Raw genomic sequence first — 25,046 nt, forward strand, 5'->3', positions numbered from 1 at the left:
CGAAACTATCTGCACCAGTCATGCAGGAAATCGGAACCATGAGCACCAACCTGGATATCGAGCTGCTGCGTACCTTCCATGCCATCCTGCGCTTCGGCCGCTTTCTCGCCGCGGCCAGCCACCTCAACCGCAGCCCCTCGGCGGTGAGCACCCACGTCCGGCGCCTGGAGGAACTGGCCGGCGGCCGGCTGTTCGAGCGCGACAACCAGTCGGTGCGGCTGACCCCGCTGGGGCAGCGGTTCCAGCGCCAGACCGCCGAGCTGCTGGAGACCCACGACCGCGTGCTCGCCGGGTTGCGCAGACGGGAAGAGCCGCTGCGGGTGCGCTTCGGCATTTCCGAGGAATACGCCGGCAAGCTGCTCGGCCGCCTCCTGCCACGCCTCGGCGCGGAACTGCCGGCGCTGGAGCTGGAGGTGCTCACCGACGCCAGCGGCAGGCTGGCCGGACGCCTGCGGCGCGGCCAGCTGGACCTCGCCCTGCTGGTGCAAGCGCAAGACGAAACCCCGTACGACGGGCACTCCCGCGAGATCGGCGGCACCCAGCCGGTGTGGGTCGCCGGCCACGGCCTGCGGATCGATCCGCAACGCCCGCTGCCGCTGGCCCTGCACGGCCAGGGTTGTCCCTATCGGCAGGCGCTGCTGGAAGCCCTCGGCGCGACGGGCCGGCGCTGGCGCACGGTGGTCAGCAGTCCCGGCGCGGCGGCGCTGGAAGCGGCCATCGAAGGCGGCCTGGCGATCGGCGTGATCGACCGTGCGCGGGTCGGCCCGACGATGCGCGTGCTGGGGCCGGCGGAGGGCTTCGCCGAACTGCCCGCCCACCGCATTCGCCTGGCCTTCGCCCCGGGAGAGCGGCCGCCGGCGCTGGAGCGCCTCGGCGAACTGATCGCCGAGGAGTTCCGGCTCTGAGCCGCTACAGCGCCGGGCGCTAGACCCGCAGGCGGTGGCCGTCTGTCAGTCTCCGGCAGCAGTCGCTCACTGCGCGGCGATGCTTTCCCGTTCACGCCACTCGCGCAGCAACGCCTGGCGCCGGCGCCGCCCTCGATGTGCGCGCCCTGCTGTCGCAGGGTGGCGATATCGCGGTAGAGCGTGCGCAGGCTGATCCCCAGTTCGCCGGCAAGCACATGCCCGGCCACCGGGTAACGATGCCGGCGCAAAATCTGCAGCAGGTCGAGCAGGCGCTGGCTACGGGACAGGGCGCCGACTCACAGTTGCTCCAGGCAGTCGCGAGCGTGGTCGTCGAGGGGGACGAAGACCAGCAGGCGATCGCCGTTCTTCGGCGCCGACCACCAGTTGGTCTGCTGCAGTTCGAATTCGCCGCAGCGCGCATGACGGAAGCGCTTGAGCTGGTTTTCGATACCCATCACCTCATTGCGCCGCCAGATCTCGCGGAACTCCGCCGAAACCTCCAGGCAGCGCTGCAACTGCCGCTCCCACAGCGGATCGCCCATGCGCTCGACCATTGCCGCGCGGAAGAAGCCGACCATCCGCGGCAACGCCTCCTCGCGGTTGGCCATGCAGTAGCGCCAGCGCTCGTGGGTCAGCGCCAGGTAGATGCAGTTGCGGTCTTCCTCGGGGATCTCCGCCAGGTCGATGCCCACCAGCCGGCAATAGGCGCGGTTGTAGCCGCGGATGTCGAAACGGGCGTTCTGCACCATGGCCGGCAACGGGTCGAGGGCATCGAGGATGGCCTGGGTGGCGGCCGAGGGCTTCTCGCAGACCGCCCGCCGCGCCGAGGTCGGCGCGGCCAGCCCGGCGAGGTTGAACAGGTGGTGGGTTTCCGTCTCGTTGCACAGCAGGGCCCGGGCGATGGCTCCGATCACCTGCTCCGAAGCGCGTACCGCGCGGCCCTGCTCCAGCCAGGTGTACCAGGTCACGCCGACCCCGGCGAGCTGCGCCACCTCCTCGCGACGCAGGCCCGGCGTGCGTCGGCGGCCGAGGCGGGAAATGCCGACCCGCTGCGGCTCGATGCTTTCCCGCCGGCGGCGCAGGAAGGCCCCCAGCTGTTCGGCGCGGGACGGCTGCGCGGGGCTTTCCGCAGAGTGGCTGGCAGGGGCGTCGAGTGGCATGGCGAAGTCCTCCGAAGGGCAGACGGGTAGCGCCAATACCAGGATAAGCAAGAACTGGTACCGGGTTAGCCAGAAGTGCATGCTGCCAGCCCACTCCCCTCCGCACAAGGACTCCGCCCATGCCCAGCACCGTCTCGTCGTCGCGGCTCGGCCTCGCCGGGCTCTGCATCCTGCTGGCGGGGCAACTGTTGCCGATGATCGATTTCTCCATCGTCAACGTCGCCCTCGACGCCCTCGCCCATTCCCTCGGCGCCAGCGAAACCGAACTGGAACTGATCGTCGCCGTCTACGGCGTGGCCTTCGCCGTGTGCCTGGCGATGGGCGGCCGGCTTGGCGACAACTACGGCCGTCGCCGCCTGTTCGATCTCGGCGTCGCCCTGTTCGCCGTCGCCTCGTTGCTTTGCGGGCTGGCCGGTTCGGTCTGGCTGCTGTTGGTGGCGCGCGCCCTACAGGGCGTCGGCGCGGCGCTGGTCGTGCCGCAGATTCTCGCCACCCTGCATGTCAGCCTCAGCGGCCACGCGCATTCCCGCGCGCTGGCCGCCTACGGCGCCATCGGCGGCCTGGCCTTCGTCGTCGGCCAGGTGCTCGGCGGCTTCCTGGTCTCCGCCGACATCGGCGGCCTCGGCTGGCGCAGCGTGTTCCTGATCAACCTGCCGATCTGCCTCGGCATTCTCCTTTGCAGCCGCCGCTGGGTACCGGAGACCCGCGCCGAGCATGCCGCCCGCGTCGACGCGCCGGGCACCCTGCTGCTCGCCGCGCTGATCCTCTGCCTGCTGCTGCCGCTGGCTCTCGGCCCATCGCTGCACTGGTCCTGGCCCTGCGCCCTGCTGTTGGCGGCGGCGGTGCCGCTGCTGGCCTGGCTGTGGCGCACCGAGCTGCGCCAGGAACGCCGCCAGGCCTGGCCGTTGCTGCCGCCGTCGCTGCTGCGCCTGCCGAGCATCCGCTTCGGCCTGTTGCTGGCGATCCTGTTCTTCGCCTGCTGGAGCGGCTTCATGTTCGCCCTCGCCCTGGCCCTGCAGGCCGGCGCCGGTCTCTCGCCGGTACAGGCCGGCAATGCCTTCATCGCCCTCGGCGCCTCCTACTTCGTCTCGGCGCTGCTCACCGCCCGGGTGGCGGCGCGGATCGGCCCGGTACGCCTGCTGCTGCTCGGCTGCGTCATCCAGATGTGCGGCCTGCTCGGCCTGATGCTGACCCTGCAACGGGTCTGGCCGCAGCCGGGCATCCTCAACCTGGCGCCGGCGACCCTGGTGATCGGCTTCGGCCAGGCGTTCATCGTCAGCAGCTTCTTCCGCATCGGCCTCTCGGAGGTGCCGGCCGCCCAGGCCGGCGCCGGCAGCGCCATGCTCGCCACCGTCCAGCAGGCCTCCCTCGGCCTCGGCTCGGCGCTGCTCGGCGCGGTGTTCGCGCACAGGCTGGAGCGCCATGGCGACTACCTGGAAGCGACGCAGACGACCCTGGCCGTCGAGTTCGTCCTGATGACGCTGCTGCTCGGCGCCACCTGCCTCTTCTACCTGCGCCGCGTGCGCACGGTGCCATTGCGCTGCGACTCGCCGGGCAACTGAGGCGCGCGGCCGGGCCCTGTTCCCGGCCGCCGGCGCCCCGTATGCTGGCGCGGTCCCCCAGCCAGGCCTTCGCCCCGATGCACGACCTGCTCGCCGCCCCGCCCCCCGCCGACCTCGCCAGCCTGCTGGCCAGCCTGCGCCAGGTCGAGGCGCTGCTCGACGCCATGCCCGGCGTGGTGTTCTTCGTCAAGGACGAGCGCGCCCGCTACGTCCTGGTCAACCGCACCCTGGCACGCCGCTGCGGCGTGAAGGACAAGGCCGAACTGCTCGGCCGCAGCGCCGACGAGGTCTTCCCTTCCAGCCTCGGTCCGCTCTATGCCGAGCAGGATCGGCGCGTGCTGCGCGGCGGCGCGACGCTGGAGAACCAGTTGGAGCTGCACCTCTATCCCGGTCGCCAGCCGGGCTGGTGCCTGACCCACAAGCAGGCGCTGCGCGATGCCGACGGGGCGATCATCGGCATGGCCGGCATCTCCCACGACCTGCCGGCGGCGCAGTCGGCGCACCCGGCCTACGGCCGGCTGGCGGCGGTGGATGCGCATATCCGCGAGCACTACGACCAGCCGCTCAGCCTCGCCGATCTCACTGCCATCGCCGGGCTCTCGGTGGCGCAACTGGAACGTCACTGCAAGCGCATCTTCCAGCTCACCCCACGGCAGATGATCCACAAGGCGCGGCTCGGCGCCGCCTCGCAACTGCTCGCCGGCGACGCGCCGATCACCGAGATCGCCCTGCGCTGCGGCTACACCGACCACAGCGCCTTCAGCCGCCAGTTCAAGGCGCTCACCGGACTCTCGCCGAGCCAGTACCGCGAGACCCATCGCCAGCCCCGAAAAGCGTAACGCCTCGCCCCGCCACGGGGCGGCGGTAGCAATCCTGCTCCCTTTTGTAACACCGCCGGCCGCGCCCGAGCGGGGCGCAGTCCGGCGCGGCCTGGCACAGCGACGCGCCAGCCAAAGCGGTCGCGCTCCAGCGAAAGGTTTTTTATCGCCGTCGGACGAGGTTCTGGCACAGCCATTGCTCACTTAAAATATCGTATACGAAATCACAAATACGGGATTTGCCGCCCTCCCACTCAACCGCATCGCCAGAGGCCCCCATGAATACCAAGAAGACCCTTGCCCTAGCCCTCACCGCTGCCCTGGGCTGTTCCCTCGCCGGTCTCGCCCAGGCCGACAAGCTCGACGACATCATCGAGTCCGGCAAGCTGCGCTGCGCCGTCACCCTGGACTTTCCGCCGATGGGCTCGCGCGATGCACAGAACAACCCGGTGGGCTTCGACGTCGATTACTGCAACGACCTGGCGAAGGCCCTGGACGTCAAGGCGGAGATCGTCGAGACGCCCTTTCCCGACCGCATCCCGGCGCTGGTGTCGGGTCGCGCCGACGTGATCGTCGCATCCACCTCGGACACCCTGGAGCGGGCCAAGACCATCGGCATGAGCATCCCCTACTTCGCCTTCGTCAAGGTGGTACTGACCCGCGAGGACACCGGCATCGCCAGCTACGAGGACCTCAAGGGCCGCCCGGTCGGCGGCACCGCTGGCACCTTCGAGGCGCTGGCCCTGGAGAAGGACAGCAGGGCCTGGGGCGACGCCAAGGGCAGCTTCCGCGCCTACCAGTCCGAGGCCGACACCGCCCTGGCGATCAGCCAGGGGCATATCGACGCCACGGTCGTCTCTTCCACCGTCGCCGCCTCGTGGATCAAGTCGGGCAAGTACAAGGGCCTGAAGATCGCCGGCGACGCGCCCTATGACATCGACTACGTGGCCCTCGGCGCCAAGCGCAACGAATACGGCCTGCTCAACTACCTGAACCTGTTCATCAACCAGCAGGTGCGCACCGGCCGCTACGCCGAGCTGGCGCAGAAATGGGTCGGCGGCACGGCGCCGGAGCTGACCACCAGCGCGGTCTACCGCTGAAGCCGAGGGCGCGGTCCGCCGCCGGGCCGCGCCGTTTCCCCCCGTCCTGGATGCGCCGATGAAGCACGCACACCTCATCGTTCCCCGTACCCTGGTCGCCGGCAGCGCGTCCGGCGAACTGCTGTACGCACCGACCGGCCTGAGCTTCTGGGGCGGCGTCGACCCGCGCAGCGCGGAAGTGATCGACCGTCACCACCCGCTCAGCGGCCGCCATCTACACGGCAGGCTGCTGGCGATTCCCGGTGGGCGCGGCTCCTGTACCGGCAGCAGCGTACTGCTGGAACTGATCCTCGGCGGACGTGCGCCGGCGGCGATCCTCCTGCGCGAACCGGACGAAATCCTCGCCCTCGGCGCGATCGTCGCCGAGGAACTGTTCGGCCGCTCGCTACCCATCGCCTGTCTCGGCGAGCGCTTCGACGAACTCGCCGCCTATCCCTGGGCGCGCCTGGCCGACGGACGCCTGGAACTCCACCGCGATGCCCCGCCGCCGCTGGAGGCCCGACCCGCCGAAGCGCTGGCGACCGATGCCGGCCCGCGACTGGACGCCTTCGACCAGGCCCTGCTCGCCGGCGAACACGGCGAAGCCGCGCGCCTGGCGATGCGCATCGTCCTGCGCATGGCGGCGTTGCAGGGCGCGCAACGGCTGGTCGAGATCCAGCGCGCGCACATCGACGCTTGCATCTACACCGGCCCGGCCGGCCTGCGCTTCGCCGAGACCCTGCGCGACCTCGGTGCCCGGGTGCGGGTACCGACCACCCTCAACGCCATCTCCGTGGACCAGCGCCGTTGGCGCGAACAGGGCGTACCCGCCGCCCTCGGCGAGCCAGCCGCGGCCCTGGCCCAGGCCTATCTCGACATGGGCGCGCAGCCCAGCTTCACCTGCGCGCCCTACCTGCTCGACGACAGCGCGCGGGCCGGCGAACAGATCGTCTGGGCCGAGTCCAACGCGGTGCTCTTCGCCAACAGCGTGCTCGGCGCACGCACCAACAAGTACGCCGACTTCATGGATATCTGCTGCGCCCTCACCGGTCGCGCGCCGCTGGCCGGCTGCCACCTCGACGAGCAGCGCCAGGCGCGGGTACTGATCGAAGTGGAAGACCTCGGCAGCGTCGACGATGCCTTCTACCCTACCCTCGGCTACCTCTGCGGCCTGCTCTGCGACGGACAGATCCCGGCGATCGACGGCCTGCGGCAGCGGCAGCCGGACCGCGACGCGCTCAAGGCCTTCGGCGCGGCGCTGGGCACCAGTTCCTCGGTGCCGATGTTCCACGTCATCGGCGTCACCCCGGAAGCCCCTGACCTGGCCAGCGCCTTCGGCGGCCGCGCGCCGCGGCGGACCCTGCGGGTCGGACGCGAGCGCCTGCGCGACGCCTGGCGCGAGCTGGACAGCGCCGGCGAGACGCGGATCGACCTGGTGGCGCTGGGCAACCCGCACTTCTCCGCCAGCGAATTCGCCCAGCTCGCCGCGCTCTGCCACGGCCGCCGCAGACACCCGGAGGTAGCGCTGGTGATCACCAGCAGCCGGCAGGTCGTCGCCCAGGCCGAAGCGGCCGGGCACCTGGCGACGCTGCAGGCGTTCGGCGCGCGGCTGGTCACCGACACCTGCTGGTGCATGCTCGACGAACCGCTGGTGCCGCCGGGCGCGCGCACCCTGATGACCAACTCCGCCAAGTATGCCCACTACGCCCCCGGACTGGTCGGCCGCCAGGTGCGCTTCGCCGGCCTCGCCGGCTGCGTCGAGGCCGCCGTCGGCGGGCGGGCCCCCGCCGGGCTGCCCGCCTGGTTGAGCGAGGACTGCTGATGTTCGACTACACCTTCCACTGGCGCTCGGCGTTCAACGCCCTGCCGGAGATGCTCGCCGGCAGCCTGGTGACGCTCCAGGTCACCGCGCTGTCGATGCTCTTCGGCATCCTCATCGCCCTGCTCCTGGCCTTCGCCCGGCTCGGCGGCAACCGCCCGCTGCGCGCCGCCGCCGGAGCCTGGATCTCCATCGCGCGGAATACCCCGGCGCTGTTCCAGATCTACATCCTCTACTTCGGCCTGGGCTCCTTCGGCCTGCACGTCAGTTCCTGGTTCGCCCTGCTCGCCGGGGTCACCTTCAACAACGCCGGCTACCTCGCCGAGACCTTCCGCGGCGGCCTCCAGGCGGTGCCCGAGACCCAGTTGCGGGCGGCCCGCTCGCTGGGCATGAGCGCGCCGCAGGCCTATCGCCTGGTGGTGATCCCGCAGCTGCTGCGGGTGGTGTTCTACCCGCTGACCAACCAGTTGGTCTGGGCCATGCTGATGACCTCCCTCGGCGTGGTGGTGGGCCTGACCGACGACCTCACCGGCGTCACCCAGGCACTCAACGTCAAGACCTTCCGCACCTTCGAATACTTCGCCCTGGCCGCCGTCCTCTACTTCGCCATGGCCAAGCTGCTGGTGCTGGCCGCCCGCCTGCTGGGCTGGCGCCTGTTCCGTTACTGAGGGGAATGCCGTGTTCACCACCAGCCTCACCGCCAACGACCTGCTGTTCCTCCTGCAAGGCGCCTGGACCACCCTCGCCATCACCGCCATGGCGATGCTGATCGGCACCCTGCTGGGTGTCGTCTTCGGCCTGCTCCGCGCCCTGCTGCCACGCGCCAGCCTGCCGCTGGCGGCGCTGCTCGACGTATTCCGCAGCGTGCCGCTGCTGATCCAGTTCGTCCTGCTCAATTCCTTCAAGAGCATCCTCGGCCTCGACTGGAGCGCCTTCGCCGTGGCCTGCCTGGTGCTCGGCGTGTACGCCGCCGCCTACTGCACCGAGGTGGTCCGCGGCGGCGTCCTCTCGGTACCGCCGAGCGTGCGCCGGGCGGCGCGTTCCCTGGGCCTGAGCTATCGCCAGGACCTGTTCCACATCGTCCTGCCGATGGCCGCCCGGGTGGCCTTCCCCGGTTGGGTCAACCTGACCCTGTCGGTGATGAAGGACACCTCGCTGGTGCTCTGGATCGGCATCGTCGAACTGCTGCGCGCCTCGCAGACCATCGTCACGCGCATCCAGGAACCGCTCTTCGTGCTCTGCATCGCGGGGCTCGTCTATTACCTCATGAGCTGGGTGGTCGCGCGACTCGGCGCCCGGCTGGAACGGAGATGGCAGCAATGATCGAGATCAGCGACGTGCACAAGGCCTACGGCCAGTTCGAGGTGGTCAAGGGTGTCGACCTGAGGGTGGACAAGGGCGAGGTGCTGTCGATCATCGGCGGCTCCGGTTCCGGCAAGTCGACCCTGCTGATGTGCATCAACGGCCTGGAGCCGATCCAGCGCGGCAGCATCCGCGTCGACGGCATCGACGTGCATGCCCGCGGTACCGACCTCAACCGCCTGCGGCGGAAGATCGGCATCGTCTTCCAGCAGTGGAACGCCTTCCCCCACCTGACCGTGCTGGAAAACGTCATGCTCGCGCCGCGCAAGGTGCTCGGCAAGAGCCGCGCCGAAGCCGAGGCGATGGCGCTGAAGCAACTCACCCACGTCGGTCTCGGCGACAAGCTCAAGGTCTTCCCCCAGCGCCTTTCCGGCGGCCAGCAACAGCGCATGGCGATCGCCCGGGCGCTGGCGATGTCGCCGGACTACATGCTGTTCGACGAAGCCACCTCGGCGCTCGACCCGCAGTTGGTCGGCGAGGTGCTGGACACCATGCGCCTGCTCGCCGAGGAAGGCATGACCATGGTCCTGGTCACCCACGAGATCCGCTTCGCCCGCGACGTGTCCGACCGGGTGGCGTTCTTCCGCAATGGCCTGGTCCACGAGATCGGCACCCCCGACCAGGTGATCGGCAACCCGCAGCGGCCGGAGACGGTGGAATTCCTCCGCTCGGTGCTCTGAGCCCGCCCCCGCACAGGAGATAGCCATGCGTTCGCAGCGGATCGTCCACATCGTCAGTTGCCATGCCGAAGGCGAGGTCGGCGACGTGATCGTCGGCGGCGTCGCCGCGCCGCCCGGCGCCACCCTCTGGGAACAGTCGCGCTGGATCGCCAGAGACCAGGACCTGCGCAACTTCGTCCTCAACGAACCGCGCGGCGGAGTGTTCCGCCACGCCAATCTGCTGGTGCCGGCCAAGGACCCGCGCGCGCAGATGGGCTGGATCATAATGGAGCCGGCCGACACCCCGCCGATGTCCGGTTCCAATTCGCTGTGCGTGGCCACCGTACTGCTCGACAGCGGCATCCTGCCGATGCGCGAACCGCTGACCCGGCTGCTGCTGGAAGCGCCGGGCGGGCTGATCGAGGCCCGCGCGGAATGCCGCGACGGCAAGGCCGAGCGGGTGGAAATCCGCAACGTGCCGTCGTTCGCCGACCGCCTCGACGCCTGGATCGAAGTCGAGGGCCTCGGCTCGCTACAGGTCGACACCGCCTACGGCGGCGACAGCTTCGTCATCGCCGACGCCCGGCGCCTGGGCTTCGCCCTGCGCGCCGACGAGGCCGCCGAGCTGGTCGCCACCGGCTTGAAGATCACCCACGCGGCCAACGAACAACTGGGCTTCCGCCACCCGACCAACCCGGACTGGGACCATCTGTCCTTCTGCCAGCTGGCCGCGCCGCCGGAGCGCCGCGACGGTGTCCTCGGCGCGAACAACGCGGTGGTCATCCGCCCCGGCAAGATCGACCGCTCGCCCTGCGGCACCGGCTGCTCGGCGCGGATGGCGGTGCTCCAGGCGAAAGGCCAGCTGCGGGTCGGCGAACGCTTCGTCGGGCGCTCCATCATCGGTTCGGAATTCCACTGCCACATCGAGTCGCTGACCGAACTCGGCGGCCGTTCGGCGATCCTCCCATGCCTGTCCGGGCGGGCCTGGATCACCGGCATCCACCAGTACCTGCTCGACCCGGACGATCCCTGGCCGCAAGGCTATCGGCTGTCCGACACCTGGCCCGGCGGCCACTGCTGACCACCCCGCCCGACCGCAGGCAGCGGCCGGGCGGAAACCGATCCGGCGCGTACCGGATCGCCCACGACGGCGAACGCTGCCGTCGCCCTGTGACTCGGACCGCAGTGGTCCGATTGAATTCGTATACGAAATACGAAAAAAGGAGAAACCATGAGCAAGCACGTCAACTGGAGCGGCGTATTCCCCGCGGTCACCACCCAATTCAACGCCGATTTCTCGGTGAACCTGGAGGAAACCCACACGGTCATCTCCAACCTGGTGCGCGACGGCGTGTCCGGGCTGGTGGTATGCGGCAGCGTCGGCGAGAACACCTCGCTGACCATCGAGGAGAAGATGGCCGTCACCGAGGTCGCCAAGGATGCCTCCGGCGGCCGCGTGCCGGTGATCTGCGGGATCGCCGAGTTCACCAGCGCCGGCGCGGCGAAGGTGGCCAAGGCGGTGGAGCGGGTCGGCGTCGACGGCATCATGGTGATGCCGGCGCTGGTCTATTCCTCCAAGCCGCACGAGACCGCCGAGCATTTCCGCAGCGTGGCCAGCGGCACCGACCTGCCGGTGATGGTCTACAACAACCCGCCGATCTACCGGAACGACGTCACCCCGGACATCCTGGTTTCCCTGGCCGACTGCGAGAACATCGTCTGCTTCAAGGACAGCTCCGGCGACACCCGCCGCTTCATCGACGTACGCAACCAGGTGGGCGAGCGCTTCATCCTCTTCGCCGGCCTCGACGACGTGGTCCTGGAAAGCGTGGCGGTGGGTGCCCAGGGCTGGATCTCGGGAATGTCCAACGTGTTCCCGAAGGAAGGCGAGACCATCTTCCGCCTGGCCAGGGCCGGGCGCTTCGCCGAGGCGATGCCGATCTACGAGTGGCTGATGCCGATCCTCCATCTCGACGCCCGTCCCGACCTGGTGCAGTGCATCAAGCTCTGCGAGGAACTCGCCGGTCGCGGCAGCGCCCTCACCCGTCCGCCGCGCCTGGCCCTGCGCGGCGCCGATCGCGAGCACGTCGAGCGGATCATGGCCAAGGCCCTGGCCAGCCGGCCGGCGCTGCCGGACGTCGGCTTGTAGCCGGCGCCGCGCCCTCGCCGCCTCGCTCCCCAGGGAGCGGCCGGCGAGAGCCAGCGGCAGAGCATTCCGTCCACCGTCCCCAGGGAGGCCCCATGCCCAGCATCCTCGGTCACAATTACGTCGGCGGCGCTCGCTGCGCCGCCGGCAACCTCATCCTGCGCAGCCTCGACGCCGACAGCGGCGAAGCGCTGCCCTACGCCTTCGTCCAGGCCACCGCGGCGGAGGTCGACGCCGCCGCCCGCGCCGCCGAACGCGCCTATCCACACTACCGGCAACTGTCCGCCGCGCGCCGCGCCGGATTCCTCGAGGCGATCGCCTCGCGCCTCGACGCCCTGGGCGACGACTTCGTCGCCCTGGTCCGTCGCGAGACCGCGCTGCCCGCCGTACGCATCCAGGGCGAACGGACACGTACCGCCAACCAGTTGCGGCTGTTCGCCGAAGTCCTGCGGCGTGGCGACTTCCACGGCGCGCGCATCGATCGCGGACAACCCGGGCGTACCCCGCCGCGCCCCGACCTGCGCCAGTGGCGAATCGGTCTCGGCCCGGTGGCGGTGTTCGGTGCCAGCAACTTCCCGCTGGCCTTTTCCACCGCCGGCGGCGACAGCGCCGCCGCCCTGGCCGCCGGCTGTCCGGTGGTGGTCAAGGCCCACGGCGGACACATGGCCACAGCCGAATGCGTGGCCGACGCGATCCTCCAGGCGGCGGCCGACAGCGGCATGCCGGACGGGGTATTCAACATGGTCTACGGCAGCGGCGTCGGCGAGGCGCTGGTGCGCCATCCGGCCATCCGCGCGGTCGGCTTCACCGGTTCGCTCAAGGGCGGGCGCGCACTGTGCGACCTGGCAGCGGCGCGGCCGCAGCCGATCCCGGTGTTCGCCGAGATGAGCAGCATCAATCCGCTGGTGGTGCTCCCCGAAGCCCTGCGCCGGCGCGGCCGGCAGGTGGCGGAGGAGCTGGCCGCCTCGGTGACGCTCGGCTGCGGCCAGTTCTGCACCAAGCCGGGCCTGGTGCTTGGCCTGCGCTCCCCCGGCTTCGACGCCTTCGTCGCGGCCCTGGGCGAGGCACTGGCCGCCAGGCCGGCACAGAGCATGCTCAACGCCGGTACCTTGCGCAGCTATGTCGAAGGACTGCAACGCCTGGAGCGCCATCCCGGCATCCGGCGCCTGGCCGGCGCGCCACAGGAAGGACGGCAGGCCCATCCGCAGTTGTTCAAGGCCGACGTGGGCCTGTTGCTGGAAGGCGACGAACTGCTCCAGGAAGAGGTGTTCGGCCCGGCCACCGTGGTCGTCGAGGCGGCCGACGAGGAACAGCTTGCCCGCGCGCTGGACAACCTGCACGGCCAGTTGTCGGCTACCGTGATCGGCGAAGCGGACGACCTCGCGGCGTTCGCCGGGCTGGTCCCGCTGCTCGAACGCAAGGCCGGGCGCCTGCTATTCAACGGCTATCCGACCGGCGTCGAGGTGTGCGACGCCATGGTCCACGGCGGCCCCTACCCGGCCACCTCCGACGCTCGCGGCACCTCGGTGGGAACCCTGGCCATCGAGCGTTTCCTGCGCCCGCTGTGCTACCAGGACTACCCCGACAGCCTGCTCCCGGACGCCCTGAAGAACGCCAACCCGCTGGGCCTGCTGCGCCTGGTCGATGGCCGGAGCACGCGCGAGGCGCTGGATTGAGCACGCCTGGGAGCCTGGATGGCGGATAGCGCCGTTGGCGCTATCCGCCCTACGCAGTCGTCCTCGTTGCGCCACGCTGTCCGGTCGGCCCCTCGCCTTGCGCTCACTCCAGCAACGCCAGCAGCTCCCGGTGCAACGCCTCGGGAATCGTCACACCGTCCCTGGCGCTGCGTTCGCGCGCTTCGAAGCGTCGCTGCGAGGGCAAGCGCGCGCCCTGTTCGACGATGCCTTCGAACAGCGTCTCGGCGCGCGCCAGGTGCTCCTCCGCCGAGGCGCCGAGCATGCGCCGCGGATCGATGGCGATCAGCAGTTCGCCACCGTAGGGAGAAGAACGGCTGCCCTCGTCGTAGGCCAGCGACTCGGCACTGGTCAGGTCGCCGATCAGCGGACCGGCGAGCAGTTCGACCATCGCCGCCAGGGCCGAGCCCTTGTGCCCGCCGAAAGTGAGCATGGCGCCTCGCAACGCGGCGCTGGCATCGGTGGTCGGCTCGCCCTGCTCGTCCACCCCCCAGCCCAGCGGGATTGGCTTGCCGGCGCGTTCGTGCAACTGGATCTCGCCACGCGCCACGGCGCTGGTGGCGAAGTCGAAGACGAACGGCGGGCCGTCCGGACGCGGCCAGCCAAAGGCGATCGGGTTGGTGCCGAAGATCGGCTTGCGTCCGCCCGCCGGCGCCACCCAGGCATGACTCGGCGTGGTCGCCAGGGCCACCAGGCCCGCCTCGGTGAGTGCCTCGACCTCAACCCATAGCGCGGAGAAATGCACACAGCGGTTTACCGCCATCGCCGCGATACCCTGGCTGCGGGCCTTCTCCAGCAGATGCGGCAGCCCCAGCCGGAATGCGCACTGGGAGAACCCGCCATGGGCGTCGACCCGCAGCAGGCCGGGAGCGATGTCGTGCAGTTCCGGCTCGGCGTCGGCGGATACCTTGCCGGCCTTCAGGGTGGCGATGCAGCCGAGCAACCGCCAGATACCGTGGGACGCGCATTCGTCACGCTCCCCCGCCACCAGGGTATCGGCCACCGCCTGTACATGGGCTTCGCTGAAAGCGTGCCGGCGCAGGATGCGCACGGCCAGCTCGCGGACCTCGTCCAGCGTCATTCGGATCACGGGCTTCTCCTTGTTCGACCAATCCCTAGGGTGGCCTGCCGCGACAGCCTTCTCTTGACCTCAATCGACCCGGAGCATGCCGAAAACGGCACAACCGGCGAAAACTTACAGAAAATTCCTAGCAATCATGTAAGGCAATTCCAAATAGCCCCGCAGCCCCTCAAGAAACCCTTCCGCGCCCCGCTACAGGACCAAGCACCTTCCCACAGCCCGGTCGGAGACCACCCCATGCTTCTTCGTCGTATCGCCATCACCCCACGCGCCGTCATCGGCTTCGCCATCCTCGCCTCGCTGCTGGTGGCGCTCGGCCTCTTCGCGCACAACCGCATGGGTTCGCTGAACCGCGCCGCCAAGGATATCGGCGAGGTCTGGCTGCCCAGCGTCGAAGCCTCGGCCCAGCTCAGCGGCCTGATGAGCGAACTGCGCCTCGGCGAGATGAACCACGTGCTGCTGCACGACGCCACGCGCATGCGCCAGCAGGAACAACGGATGGACGAGGTCATCGCTACCCTCGCCAGGGTGGAAAGGGAATACCGCCCCTTGCTGGTCCTGGACGAGGAGCGCGCGTTGCTCGACCAGTTCGTCCAGCGCCAGCAGGAGTACCTCGAAGGACACGCCGCCCTGCTCGCGCTGTCCCGTGACAACCGTACCGACGAAGCCAGCGTGCTGATGGGCGGGGCCCAGTTGCAGCGCTACGAGCAGGTGCAGCGGACCCTGAAGCAACTCATCGCCCTCGACCGCGAGGCCGCCCGCGCCTCCACCGCCGAAGCCGCCGATGTCTACTCCCGGGCCTCCACCGCGATCCTCGCGGTGCTGCTGGTGGCCCTGGCGGCCAGCGTGACGATCGCCTGGCTGCTGACCCGCAGCATCGTCGTGCCGATCCGCCAGGCGGTGTCCTGCGCCGACCGCATCGCGGCCCGCGACCTGACCGGCGAGATCGCCAGCGACGGCGACGACGAGCCGGCGCAACTGATGAAGGCCATGCGCAGCATGCAGGCCAGCCTGCACGACACCATCGAGCAGATCGGCGATTCCGCCGCGCTGCTGGCCGCCGCTGCCGAGCAACTGAACGCGGTGACCGAGGAAGGCAACCGGTCGCTGGCCCGGCAGAACGATGAGATCGAGATGGCCGCCACCGCGGTCAACGAAATGAGCGCGGCGGTCGAGGAGGTCGCGCGCAACGCCAGCTCCACCGCCGAGGCCTCCAGTCTCTCGGAACGGGCCGCCGGCAACGGCCGCGCACGGGTCGGACAGACCGTCCGCTCGATCCGCCAGATGAACACCGAGATCGGCCAGACTGCGCGCCTGGTGGAGGGCCTGGCCAGCCAGGCGCAGGACATCGGCAAGGTGCTCGACGTGATCCGCGCCATCGCCGAGCAGACCAACCTCCTCGCCCTCAATGCCGCCATCGAGGCCGCCCGCGCCGGCGAGCAGGGCCGCGGATTCGCGGTGGTCGCCGACGAAGTGCGCGCCCTCGCCCACCGCACCCAGCAATCGACCCATGAGATCGAAGGCATGATCGCCAGCGTCCGCGAGGGCACCGACACCGCGGTGTCCGCGATGCGCGAGAACGACCAGCGCGCCCGGCAGATGCTCGACGAGGCCGAGGCCGCCGACCACGCCCTGGGCGAGATCGCCGAGCACGCCACGCGGATCAACGAGCGCACCCTGGTGATCGCCAGCGCTGCCGAGGAGCAGGCCCACGTCGCCCGCGAGGTCGATCGCAACCTGGTGAACATCCGCGACGTTGCCGTGCAGACCACCCAGGGCGCCGAGCAGACCCGCGGCGCCAGCCACGAGCTGTCGCGCCTGGCCAACGACCTCAAGGGCATGATCGGTCGCTTCGTGGTCTGACCCGCAGGCGAGCTAGGGCGTCGCGCGGCGCAGCACCAACTGCCCGCCGTCGCCCTTCTGCACCCGGTAGTCGCCCTCGCCCTGGCGACCGAGGAGCATCAGGGTCAGGCCGCCGCGTTCGAGCAGCGCGATCCCGGCCGGGGTAGGCCTCCAGGCGCGCGGCTCGCTGGGCAGCCAGCGCGTGAGGCAGGCGGTATCGCCGCCCAGGTCGTAGCCACTGGCTTCCGCCACTTCGCTGTCGCGCAGCTCCAGGTGGCAGATCGCGGGCGCCTCGTCCTGCTGCAGGGTCCATTGCCCGGCGAGATCGGAAGCGCTGAGAAGAATCAGACTGCTGGCCATACTGATACCTGTGCTGAAAAAACCGCAGAGCAAGCAAACCATCCTGGAGAGCTTCGCGCTTGCCGACATCGAGAGATCTCCTTCAAGCCTGGAACATCGGATAACACGGCGAACGCCGCCCGCCATCCTCGCTTCGAACGCCAGCGCGCGCCAGGCGCCGCGGACCTCCGTTCGTCCGCCGGGTCGCAGGCCCACGGGCGCGCCACAGTTCACAACTTCGCTCCTGTGGAAGACACCTATCAATTCGAACAGTGCCCGGCCGGCCAAAGGGCCGCGGTTCGTACCGCCGCACCGAACCGCGCCCGTGTCAGCGCGTCAGACGACGATGTCGGCCTGGGTCGCCTGGCCGATCAGATTGATCGCGAAATCGGCATGGGCGTCCCCGCTGAAGTCGATCGCCAGGCTGCCGGCCTTGCTCGCCGCGTCGTAGGACAGGATCGCCTGGCCGGCCTTGCCGGCGAAGGCGTCGACGTATTGCAGCACCAGCCCGCCGTTGACGAAGGCGTCCAGCCCGGACAGGTCGATCTTGTCCTGGCCGCTGACGAAGTCGCGCAGGGTATCCGGCGCCGCCGCGGAGGACTCGGCGATATCGCCGTAGACGAAGGTGTCGGCTCCCGCGCCACCCCACAGCTGGTCCGCGCCGAGGCCGCCGTAGAGGATGTCGTTGCCGGCGCCGCCCTTGAGCACGTTGGCCACGTCGTTGCCGATCAACAGGTCGCTACCCGAGCCGCCGATGGCGTTTTCCACGGTGACCCCGGCAGCGATCGACACATTGCCCTTCAACCCGCCGACATCGGACAGCGCCTTCTCGTTGAGGTTGATCTTCTGGTTCTGGCTGAAGCCGGAGAAGTCCAGGGTGTCGTTGCCGCCGGCGTCCCACACCGAGAACACCAGCTTGGAACTGGACGAGGTGGCGCTGTAGAAGTCGCGCTCGGTGTTGGAGTTGAAGCCGTACACCGTGTCGCCGGTGCGGGTGGTCAGGTTGGCCCCGTAGAGCTTCTGGATCGCCGCGATGTCGTCCAGCAGCGGTGCCGAGGAATAGGCGCCCTTGAAGTCCTGGCCGGTGTTCTGCTCTTCCCAGTAGCTCATCACCGAATAGGCGCGGGTGTCCTCGGCGTAGGTAGCGTCGGCGTAGGTGGGATCGCCCTCGCCGGCGTTGTAGTCGCCGGGGTGGCTCAGGCCCAGGGTATGGCCGATCTCGTGGGTCAGCGTCTGGCGTCCGTAGTTGCCGTTGGCCGGATTGACGTTGGCGCTGTAGCTGCTGTTGATCAGGTACCAGGATTGCCCCTTGAGCGCATCCGGTACATCCGGCAGGAAGGCGAACGCCGCACCGCCGACACTACTGCTGAAGTTGCCGAAGGTCAGGTCGCCCTGATCGCCCTGGCCGGCGTCGACGAAGTGGATCTTGGTGACGTCCGCCCAGGATTGCAGCGACAACTTGGCCTGGGCCTGCTGCTGCGCGGAGAAGGCGCTGAACTTGCCCAGCGAGTAGATATCGCTGACATACTTCCACGGCGTATTGAAGAAGTCGTTCGGCTTGGTCAGGAACGAATAGGACAGGGTCAGCACCGAGTCGCCCGGCGCTTTCTGCCAAGACGCCTGTTCGCGGAGGATCTGCTCCGCCGCCTGGTCGACGGTATAGGACGGATGGCCATTGACCAATTCGTCCCCGCCCCGCGCATAGGCATGCAGGAAGTTGTCTACCTGGGTATACGCATCGCTACGACCTTTCAATGCAAGAGAATTGCTGGACATTGTCATATCCCTTTAAGTTGTAAAGGAAATAACTCGGATACAATTATCGGATGGATAATTGCAGTTATCGGCCAGATCAGGCCGAAGTCCAAACTGACACAGCTCATTTTCCAATGTCCACAGGTTTCACGAAAAAATTAAGCTGCACTTAAAGCATATGCACGAACGAATTCCGCATATATGAAATCATGCAGGAAAGATAAACTACCGAAGACACTGGAATATTATAAAAACCGTTTCATATAAATAGCGCCTTATTGAAAAAACAATTCCATGCGTATTGTTCGACCTCTGTCGACCCGCCCGGGACATCGACTTCACGCCAGGCGAACAATTGCCTGCACGTCCTTCGCGGTCTCAATTGAGCGCGCCCCGGTTTTCCTCCGTATCGGTCTTCGACAGGGTGTGCAGCGGCGCCGGGCAATCCGTCGTCGCGCAGTCGCGGCGGCGCGCCGGCGTCTCGCCGGAAACGAAGTTCGCCGCCACCAGTTCCAGGTCGGCTTCGTCCAGCACCCCGGCGTAGAAACGCAGGCGTGCCCAGGCCGTGAGGTAGTCGTACTTGGCCTTGGACAGCTCGTTCATCGCGCTGTACAGCGCCTGCTCGGCGTTCAGCAGGTCGAGGTTGACCCGCACCCCGGCGGCGATGCTCTTGCGCGTGGCCATCACCAGCGTCCGCGCCGAATCCACGGTCATCTCGTAGGCGCGGATCTTCGCCGCGCTGCTGCTGCTCTGGTTGTACATCTTGCGCACCTGGTTGAGGGTCTCGCGGACCTTGTCGTCCAGGTCGTAATGGCTCTTCTCCATGCGATGCGTGGCCTGGCGCGTCGCCGCCAGGGTCTCGCCGCCGGAGAACAGCGGAACGCTCAACTGGATGCCGACGCTGTCGGTCTCGTAGCGCTGGTTGTAGGTGTTCTCCGAACCGGACTTGGACTTGCCGGTGCTGGCGTACAGGCCCAGGCGCGGCAGGAAGTCGGCGCGGTTCTGCTCGACCTCGTAGCGGGCCACGTCCACCGCGTGGCGCAGCGAGGCCAGCTCGGGATTCTCGGCCAGCGCCAGGTCGCGCCAGGCGGTGTAGCTGGCGGGGCTCAGCGGGCGCACCTGGAAGCGTTCGCCGAGCGGCGCCAGGTCGGCGATCTCCAGCGGCGCCCCGACCAGCCGCTCCAGCTCGCGCAGGGCGGCATCCTGGCTGTCCCGCGCCTCGATTTCCTGGGCCTGGGCCAGGTTGAAGCGGGCCTGGGTCTCCAGGGTGTCGGTGCGGGTGCCGTTGCCGCGCTCGAACTGGCGCTGGTTGAGCTGGAACTGCTCGCGGTAGGAGCGTTTCTGCGCCCGCGCCAGTTCGATCTGGTCCTGGGCCAGCAGCGCGCCGGTATAGGCTTCCAGGACCCGGACCAGCAGTTCCTGGCTCTGGCTGCGGAAGCGCTCGTCGGACAGCAGCGCCTGGGCCACGCCCTTGCGGTAGCGGCTGAAGGCCTCGTAGTCGAACAACGGCTGTTGCAGGCTGAGGGTGGAGACGTAGCTGTCGTAGTCGCGGTCTTCCTTGAAATCGCCGCGGGTGGTGGTCTGGGTCACATCGGACCAGCTGCGCCCACGGTTGTAGCTGTACACCAGGCGCGGCAGCAGCGCCGCGCGGCCGAGCGCACGGTATTGCCTGCCGGCCTCGTGCTCCTGGATCGCGGCCTGGAACTGCGGGTCGTTCTCCAGGGCCAGGTGATAGCCGTCCAGCAGGCCGAGGGCGAAGGCGTCCTCGCGCAGCAGCAACAGGAAGGCGCCGAACAGCCAGGTCATCAGGCGGCGCATGGTCATCGGTCAGTTCTCCGCCAGCGCCACGTGGGCGCGGTCGAACAGGGGCTTGAACAGGTAATTGAGCAGCGAGCGCTCGCCGGTGCGGACGAACACCTGCACCGCCATCCCCGGGCGGATCTGCAGGCCCTTCAGCTTACCCATCGCGGCCGCGTCGACCTGGGCGCGCAGCGCGTAGTAGGGCTGCTTGTTCTGCTCGTCGAGCAGGCGGTCGGCGCTGACCATGGTCACCTCGCCGGTGACCCGCGGAGTCTTGCTCTGGTTGAAGGCGGTGAACAGCATCTCCACCGGCAGCCCGCTGTGGATCCGGTCGACCAGGTTCACCGCGAGCTGGCCCTCCACTTCCAGGCTGTCGCTGTTGGGCACGATGTACATCAGCAATTCGCCGGGGCCGATCACCCCGCCATCGGTGAACACCTTCAAGCCGGCCACGTAGCCGCTGACCGGCGCGCGGATCTCGGCGTGGCGCAGTTCGTAGCGCGCCGAGGACAGCTCCTCCCAGAGCGTCCGCGCATTGACCTGGGTTTCCGCCAGTTGCCCGTTGACTTCCTTGCGGTACTCCTCCTCGCGTTGGGCGATGCGCATCTGCGCCTCGGCGATGCTCTGGCGGATCTGCCCGAAGCGACCGCTGCTCTCCGATAGCCGGGCGTTCACCTCGGCCAGTTGGCGCTCCTGTTCGAGCAACTGGTTGCGCGGCATGTAGCCTTCCTCGGCGAGGTCGCGCGCACCGCTCAACTGGCTGTTCAACAGGCGTTGTTGCAGGCGCTGGTTGCCCTCGGTCTGGCGCAACCCTTCGAGCTGGGAGCGCAGCCCCTCGATGTTCGCCCGCAATGCGGAGAGTTCGTTGGCCAGCGCGGTCTGGCGGCTGTGCAGCAACTGCCGCTGCAACTCCAGGCGCTCGCCGAGGGTCGGCAGCGGGGCCTGCTCGGCCAGCCCCGCGGGCATCTCCAGGGTCCGCCGGCCGTCGTATTCGGCCTGCAGGCGCGCCTGGTTGAGCCGCGCGTTGGCGTACCGGTTGAGCAGCGAATCGACGTTGGCCCGGGCCTGGGTCGGCTCCATGCGGATCAGCGGCTCGCCCGCCACCACATGCTGGCCGTCGCGCACCAGGATGTGCTTGACCACCCCGCCCAGCGGATGCTGCACCGACTTGCGCTGGCCGGAGATGATCACCGTGGCCGGCACCGCCACGCCCTGGTCGAGCGGCGCGAAGGCGGCCCAGAGCAGCGCGCCGCCGAAGCCGAACAGGACCAGCAGCCAGCCCAGTCGCGCATAGGCGTTCTCGTCGCGTTTCACCGTGCGGGTCATTCCACACCTCCCTGGCGCGGCGCGGCCACCACCTGCGGCGCGCCGTAGCCGGCCACCCGGTAGTCCGCGCGCTGCTGCGACGCCGACGCGGCGCGCTGGTTGTTCAAGGCGGCGAGCACCTGGTCGCGCTCGCCGTACAGGTGCAACTGGCCGGCGTTCAGCGCCAGCAGGCGGTCGGCGCAACCCAGCACGCCGGCCCGGTGAGTGATCAGCAGCACCGTGCAGCTACGCGCCTTGAGCGCCTGGATCGCCGCCAGCAGCGCCTGCTCGCCGCTGTCGTCGAGGTTCGAGTTGGGTTCGTCGAGCACCACCAGGGTCGGCGCGCCGTACAGCGCCCGGGCCAGGGCGATGCGCTGGCGCTGGCCGCCGGAAAGCCCGGCGCCGCCGACGCCGAGCACGGTGTCGTAGCCCTGCGGCAGGCGCAGGACCAGTTCATGGACCCCGGCCAGGCGCGCCGCCTCCACCACCTTGTCGGCCTGCACCTCGCCGAAGCGGGCGATGTTTTCCGCCACCGTGCCGGCGAACAGTTCGATGTCCTGCGGCAGGTAGCCGATGCGCGGGCCGAGGGTCTCGCGCTCGTACTGGCGGATCTCGGCGCCGTCCAGGCGCACGCTGCCGTGCAGGGTCGGCCAGATGCCCAGCACTACCCGCGCCAGGCTCGACTTGCCGGAGCCGGACGGACCGATCACGCCGACCACCGAGCCGGCCGGGATCGCCAGGGTCAGGCCACGCAGGGTGCGCGCCTCGCTGCCGGGCGGCGCCGCGTCCAGCGATTCCAGCAGCAGGTGGCCACGCGGCTCGGGCAATTCCATGCGCCGCTCGCGGGCGGGGAATTCGTCGAGCAGGCCGCTCAGCCGGCGATAGGCATCGCGCGCCGCGCCCCACTGCTTCCACACGCCGATCAGTTGGTCGATGGGCCCCAGCGCACGGCCCATCAGGATCGAGCCGGCGATCATCATCCCCGGGGTGATGCGTCCCTCCACCGCCAGCCAGGCGCCGAGGCCGAGCACCAGGGATTGCAGGGCGATGCGCAGGTATTTGCTCAGCGCGTTGATCCGCGCCGCGCGCTCGCTGGCCAGGCTCTGCTGGTCGAGGAACGCCTGGTGCAGCCGTTCCCAGCGCCCGCGCATGCTGCCGAGCATGCCCATCGCCTCGATCACCTCGGCGTTGCGCAGGTTGTTGCTGGCCAGTTGGCCGGACTTGATCGACAACTCGCCGGCCTTGGCCAGCGGCGCACGGGTGGCGCGTTCGTTGAACCAGGCGAGGGCCATCAGGGCCAGCGCGCCGACCAGCGAGAGCAGGCCGAGCCAGGGGTCGAAGAGGAAGATCACCAGCAGGTAGACCGGGAACCAGGGTGCGTCGAAGAAGGCGAACAGCGCCTGGCCGGTGATGAACTGGCGCAGGGTGGTCAGGTCGTGCAGCGCCTGGCTGGCCTCCTGGCCGCCGGCGCGCAGGTTGCGTTCGAAGGCGGCGGCGTAGATCCGCCCGTGCAACTGGCCGTCGAAGCGTTCGCTGACCCGCACCAGGACGAAGCTGCGCAGCGCCTCCAGCGCGCCCATGAAGACGAACACGCCAAGCGCCATCAGGGTCAGCATCAACAGGGTGACTTCGTTGGCCGAGGACAGCACGCGGTCGTACACCTGCAGCATGTACAGCGAGGGCACCAGCATCAGCAGGTTGATCACCCCGGAGAACGCCGCCACGCTGCGCAATGCGCCGCGGCTGGCCGCCAGGGCCTGTTTGATTTCGTTGGTAACGCTGGAACCGAGCCTTGCCATCGAGCGCGCTCACTTCTGCCACGACTGCCGCTGGAATCCCGAATGAGCCCGGATGGCACCTCCCTGTGCCGGGCGTTCCCTCGCCGTCAGGCGGCCAGGGCCTGATGCTCCGGCGCCGGGTCGGCGCCGATCAGCTGGATTGTCGGCGGCGCCGCTTCGCCGCCGTGGCCGAGCAGCGCCGCGAGCACCTTGCCGGCCCCGTCCAGTGCGCTGTGCGCGGTATCCCCGGCGATACCGGCGACGATCGACAGGTCATTGTCGAGGTCATGCACCAGCTCGATCTGGCCCTTCGGCCCGACCCCGGTGACATCGACACCGGCAATCGTTTGCGCATACAGCTTGCTGTCGAAGTGCAGGTCCAGCGTCGGCAGCGAGACACCGATGTCCTTGACCACCGGCACGTAGCCGAGGATGCCGCCGACGATGGGCAGGTCCTTGAGGGTCACCTCGTTCCAGCTCAGCAGCTTGACCTCGTTGTAGCTACCCAGCTCCAGGGTGCCGCCGAGATTGGCCACGCCGAGGTTGTAGCTGGGTCCGGCGATACCGTAGAACTTGGCGCTGAAGCCTTCCTTGTCGACCGAGCCGACCACTCCCAGGCCGCCGAGGTTGAGCGGCGCCAGCACCGGCACCAGCGGCGCGGTGATCGGATTCAGCGCCAGGGCTGCGGTGACCAGCGGAGTCAGCGGCGTCTCGCCGCCGAAGGTCAGGCCTTGCTCGGTGAAGGAGACGTTGATCGGCAGCGGGCCGAGGATGCCGCGGCTATCGGGAATCACGCCCTGGTCGTGATTGCCGCCGAGCAGCGAGCCGATCACATTGACCCCGAGCAGGCCGTCGCTATTGCCGAGGCTTAGCGAGCCACCCTGGTAGGCGGCGTGGTAGAGATCGTTGGCGGCCTTCAGGCTGTCGCTGCCGAATTCCCAGGCATGGCCGACGGTGGCACCGACGCCCTGCCCCAGGTCACCGACCAGCTTCAGGTAATCCTCCGGCTCGACGCGCCCGTGCAACAAGTCGTCGGCGATCGCCAGCGAGTTGCCGGCCAGCCCGCCCAGCGTGCCGACCGCGGAGCCTACGGTGTCGAGGGCGTCGCCGGCGATCTCGCCGAGCGTGCCGGCCACCGCGCCGACCGTACCCTCCAGCGTCTGCTCCACGCTGGCAACGGCGTCATGCACCGATGTCAGCGCTTCGTGCACCTGCTGCTCCACGGCGTCGACGGTGGAGCCCACCAATGTCCTGGCCACGTCCGCCACCGCCGTGACGGCGGTGGCGGCCACCTGCGTCGCGCGCTCGTAGACCTGGCCGAACAGGTTCGCGGCTGCATTGAATAATCCCATCTTCTGTTCCTCGATTGAGTTGTCTCGGTTATCGCGTTTCCGGCGCAGGTCGCTGTTTACCGACCGAACCGGTCACGCGGTTAAGCGCAGTCAGTGAGTTCCGCGAGAAAACGGAACGCGGGTACCTGAAAGTTCATCAGGCCTGGCGACAACTTGTTTTTATTGGAAGACAGGAGCCCCCCGAGGGCGAAACCCATTTAATCCCGAGCAGCCCGCAACAGAGCGCTCTCCACCGCTTCGCCTGTTAAGTAGGACTAACATGGGTAAGGCAAATTTGTACCACCACTTAAATCAGTTCAATACTTTGGTTGGGCATACCGGCCTGTCAGTTCTGCCAGGTGGATTTCCAAGCCCCTGATTCCTAAACGGATTATTGACGCTTTTAATTAATATCGAATGACGGACGGTCGCCCCGGTACGAACTCTGACGAAAATCAGAAATGAAGAAAGGGTTATATCCTTATGCACCAAAGTGCCGAGCCGCCCTCGCGGCGTGCCCAACTAGCGTGCAACTTCGGCAGCGCCCTCTTCGAAGAAGCGAATGACACTTTTGCGTGGCTCATAAGGAATACTCTTATTACGTGAAGCGC

At 68.6% G+C, this 25,046-nt stretch carries 20 protein-coding genes and 1 pseudogene; 12 read left to right on the top strand and 9 right to left on the bottom strand.

Annotated features, from left to right (window positions below):
- Positions 1 to 38: 38 nt before the first annotated feature.
- Complete coding sequence (locus tag LJF27_RS08010; RefSeq protein ID WP_023116678.1) at positions 39 to 905, top strand: LysR family transcriptional regulator; 867 nt, start codon at positions 39 to 41, stop codon at positions 903 to 905.
- A 137-nt stretch (positions 906 to 1,042) separates the two neighbouring features.
- Here the strand turns inward: LJF27_RS08010 and LJF27_RS08015 are convergent.
- Together LJF27_RS08015 and LJF27_RS08020 are read right to left on the bottom strand one after the other, a co-directional pair.
- Positions 1,043 to 1,192, bottom strand: a pseudogene (locus LJF27_RS08015) (HTH domain-containing protein); the annotation flags it as partial.
- Between the two features lie 9 nt (positions 1,193 to 1,201).
- Positions 1,202 to 2,146, bottom strand: a complete 945-nt coding sequence (locus tag LJF27_RS08020) for a helix-turn-helix transcriptional regulator (protein ID WP_025921059.1) — start codon at positions 2,144 to 2,146, stop codon at positions 1,202 to 1,204.
- Positions 2,147 to 2,184: 38 nt separating this feature from the next.
- Between LJF27_RS08020 and LJF27_RS08025 the strand changes: the two genes are divergently transcribed.
- From LJF27_RS08025 to LJF27_RS08070, 10 genes are all read left to right on the top strand, one after another.
- Complete coding sequence (locus tag LJF27_RS08025; RefSeq protein WP_003145342.1) at positions 2,185 to 3,627, top strand: MFS transporter; 1,443 nt, start codon at positions 2,185 to 2,187, stop codon at positions 3,625 to 3,627.
- Positions 3,628 to 3,668: 41 nt separating this feature from the next.
- Complete coding sequence (locus LJF27_RS08030) at positions 3,669 to 4,466, top strand: AraC family transcriptional regulator (RefSeq protein ID WP_003110834.1); 798 nt, start codon at positions 3,669 to 3,671, stop codon at positions 4,464 to 4,466.
- Between the two features lie 257 nt (positions 4,467 to 4,723).
- Positions 4,724 to 5,545, top strand: a complete 822-nt coding sequence (locus LJF27_RS08035; RefSeq protein ID WP_009876107.1) for a transporter substrate-binding domain-containing protein — start codon at positions 4,724 to 4,726, stop codon at positions 5,543 to 5,545.
- 58 nt (positions 5,546 to 5,603) lie between these two features.
- Complete coding sequence (locus tag LJF27_RS08040) at positions 5,604 to 7,346, top strand: aconitase family protein (RefSeq protein ID WP_023116679.1); 1,743 nt, start codon at positions 5,604 to 5,606, stop codon at positions 7,344 to 7,346.
- The gene (locus LJF27_RS08045) at positions 7,346 to 8,011 is read left to right on the top strand and encodes an amino acid ABC transporter permease (protein WP_003082559.1); all 666 of its coding nucleotides are present in this window, start codon (positions 7,346 to 7,348) and stop codon (positions 8,009 to 8,011) included. Before LJF27_RS08040 ends, LJF27_RS08045 begins: the two co-directional genes overlap by 1 nt.
- A 10-nt stretch (positions 8,012 to 8,021) precedes the next feature.
- On the top strand, positions 8,022 to 8,666 hold the full coding sequence (locus LJF27_RS08050) for an amino acid ABC transporter permease (protein ID WP_003082557.1): 645 nt from the start codon (positions 8,022 to 8,024) through the stop codon (positions 8,664 to 8,666).
- Positions 8,663 to 9,385 (top strand): amino acid ABC transporter ATP-binding protein, encoded by a 723-nt coding sequence (locus LJF27_RS08055; protein ID WP_003082555.1) that lies wholly within the window; start codon positions 8,663 to 8,665, stop codon positions 9,383 to 9,385. The genes LJF27_RS08050 and LJF27_RS08055 overlap by 4 nt, the downstream gene beginning before the upstream one ends.
- 25 nt (positions 9,386 to 9,410) lie before the next feature.
- A complete protein-coding gene (locus tag LJF27_RS08060; RefSeq protein ID WP_023089975.1) occupies positions 9,411 to 10,445 on the top strand; it encodes a trans-3-hydroxy-L-proline dehydratase in 1,035 nt (344 codons plus the stop codon).
- A gap of 150 nt (positions 10,446 to 10,595) precedes the next feature.
- Positions 10,596 to 11,513, top strand: coding sequence for a dihydrodipicolinate synthase family protein (locus LJF27_RS08065; protein WP_003116382.1), 918 nt, complete (start codon positions 10,596 to 10,598; stop codon positions 11,511 to 11,513).
- Positions 11,514 to 11,605: 92 nt separating this feature from the next.
- The gene (locus LJF27_RS08070) at positions 11,606 to 13,186 is read left to right on the top strand and encodes an aldehyde dehydrogenase (NADP(+)) (RefSeq protein ID WP_023116680.1); all 1,581 of its coding nucleotides are present in this window, start codon (positions 11,606 to 11,608) and stop codon (positions 13,184 to 13,186) included.
- Between the two features lie 103 nt (positions 13,187 to 13,289).
- Here the strand turns inward: LJF27_RS08070 and lhpD are convergent, their stop codons facing one another.
- Entirely contained in the window at positions 13,290 to 14,294 is a 1,005-nt protein-coding gene (lhpD, locus tag LJF27_RS08075) for a bifunctional delta(1)-pyrroline-2-carboxylate/delta(1)-piperideine-2-carboxylate reductase (protein WP_003082545.1), read from the bottom strand.
- Positions 14,295 to 14,522: 228 nt separating this feature from the next.
- Here lhpD and LJF27_RS08080 point away from each other — a divergent pair, with 228 nt between their 5' ends.
- The gene (locus tag LJF27_RS08080; protein ID WP_015503274.1) at positions 14,523 to 16,148 is read left to right on the top strand and encodes a methyl-accepting chemotaxis protein; all 1,626 of its coding nucleotides are present in this window, start codon (positions 14,523 to 14,525) and stop codon (positions 16,146 to 16,148) included.
- A 12-nt stretch (positions 16,149 to 16,160) separates the two neighbouring features.
- Here LJF27_RS08080 and aprI read toward each other — a convergent pair whose 3' ends face one another.
- The 6 genes from aprI to aprX form a co-directional block, all read right to left on the bottom strand.
- Complete coding sequence (gene aprI / locus LJF27_RS08085) at positions 16,161 to 16,556, bottom strand: alkaline proteinase inhibitor AprI (RefSeq protein ID WP_003082543.1); 396 nt, start codon at positions 16,554 to 16,556, stop codon at positions 16,161 to 16,163.
- Positions 16,557 to 16,802: 246 nt separating this feature from the next.
- On the bottom strand, positions 16,803 to 18,242 hold the full coding sequence (gene aprA, locus LJF27_RS08090) for a serralysin family metalloprotease AprA (RefSeq protein WP_023116681.1): 1,440 nt from the start codon (positions 18,240 to 18,242) through the stop codon (positions 16,803 to 16,805).
- Positions 18,243 to 18,599: 357 nt separating this feature from the next.
- Positions 18,600 to 20,045: an alkaline protease secretion protein AprF gene (gene aprF / locus LJF27_RS08095; protein WP_012614361.1), complete on the bottom strand. Its 1,446-nt coding sequence runs from the start codon at positions 20,043 to 20,045 to the stop codon at positions 18,600 to 18,602.
- 3 nt (positions 20,046 to 20,048) lie between these two features.
- The gene (gene aprE / locus LJF27_RS08100; protein WP_023088449.1) at positions 20,049 to 21,347 is read right to left on the bottom strand and encodes an alkaline protease secretion protein AprE; all 1,299 of its coding nucleotides are present in this window, start codon (positions 21,345 to 21,347) and stop codon (positions 20,049 to 20,051) included.
- A complete protein-coding gene (aprD, locus tag LJF27_RS08105; RefSeq protein ID WP_003105063.1) occupies positions 21,344 to 23,125 on the bottom strand; it encodes an alkaline protease secretion ATP-binding protein AprD in 1,782 nt (593 codons plus the stop codon). The genes aprE and aprD overlap by 4 nt, the downstream gene beginning before the upstream one ends.
- An 86-nt stretch (positions 23,126 to 23,211) precedes the next feature.
- Positions 23,212 to 24,456 carry a type I secretion system-dependent protein AprX gene (aprX, locus tag LJF27_RS08110; protein ID WP_023116682.1) on the bottom strand — a complete coding sequence of 415 codons (1,245 nt, stop codon included), beginning with the start codon at positions 24,454 to 24,456 and terminating at the stop codon, positions 23,212 to 23,214.
- Positions 24,457 to 25,046: the final 590 nt, after the last annotated feature.

Origin of the sequence: Pseudomonas sp. 203-8 (assembly GCF_020708595.1) — a bacterium.
Taxonomy (GTDB): domain Bacteria; phylum Pseudomonadota; class Gammaproteobacteria; order Pseudomonadales; family Pseudomonadaceae; genus Pseudomonas; species Pseudomonas aeruginosa.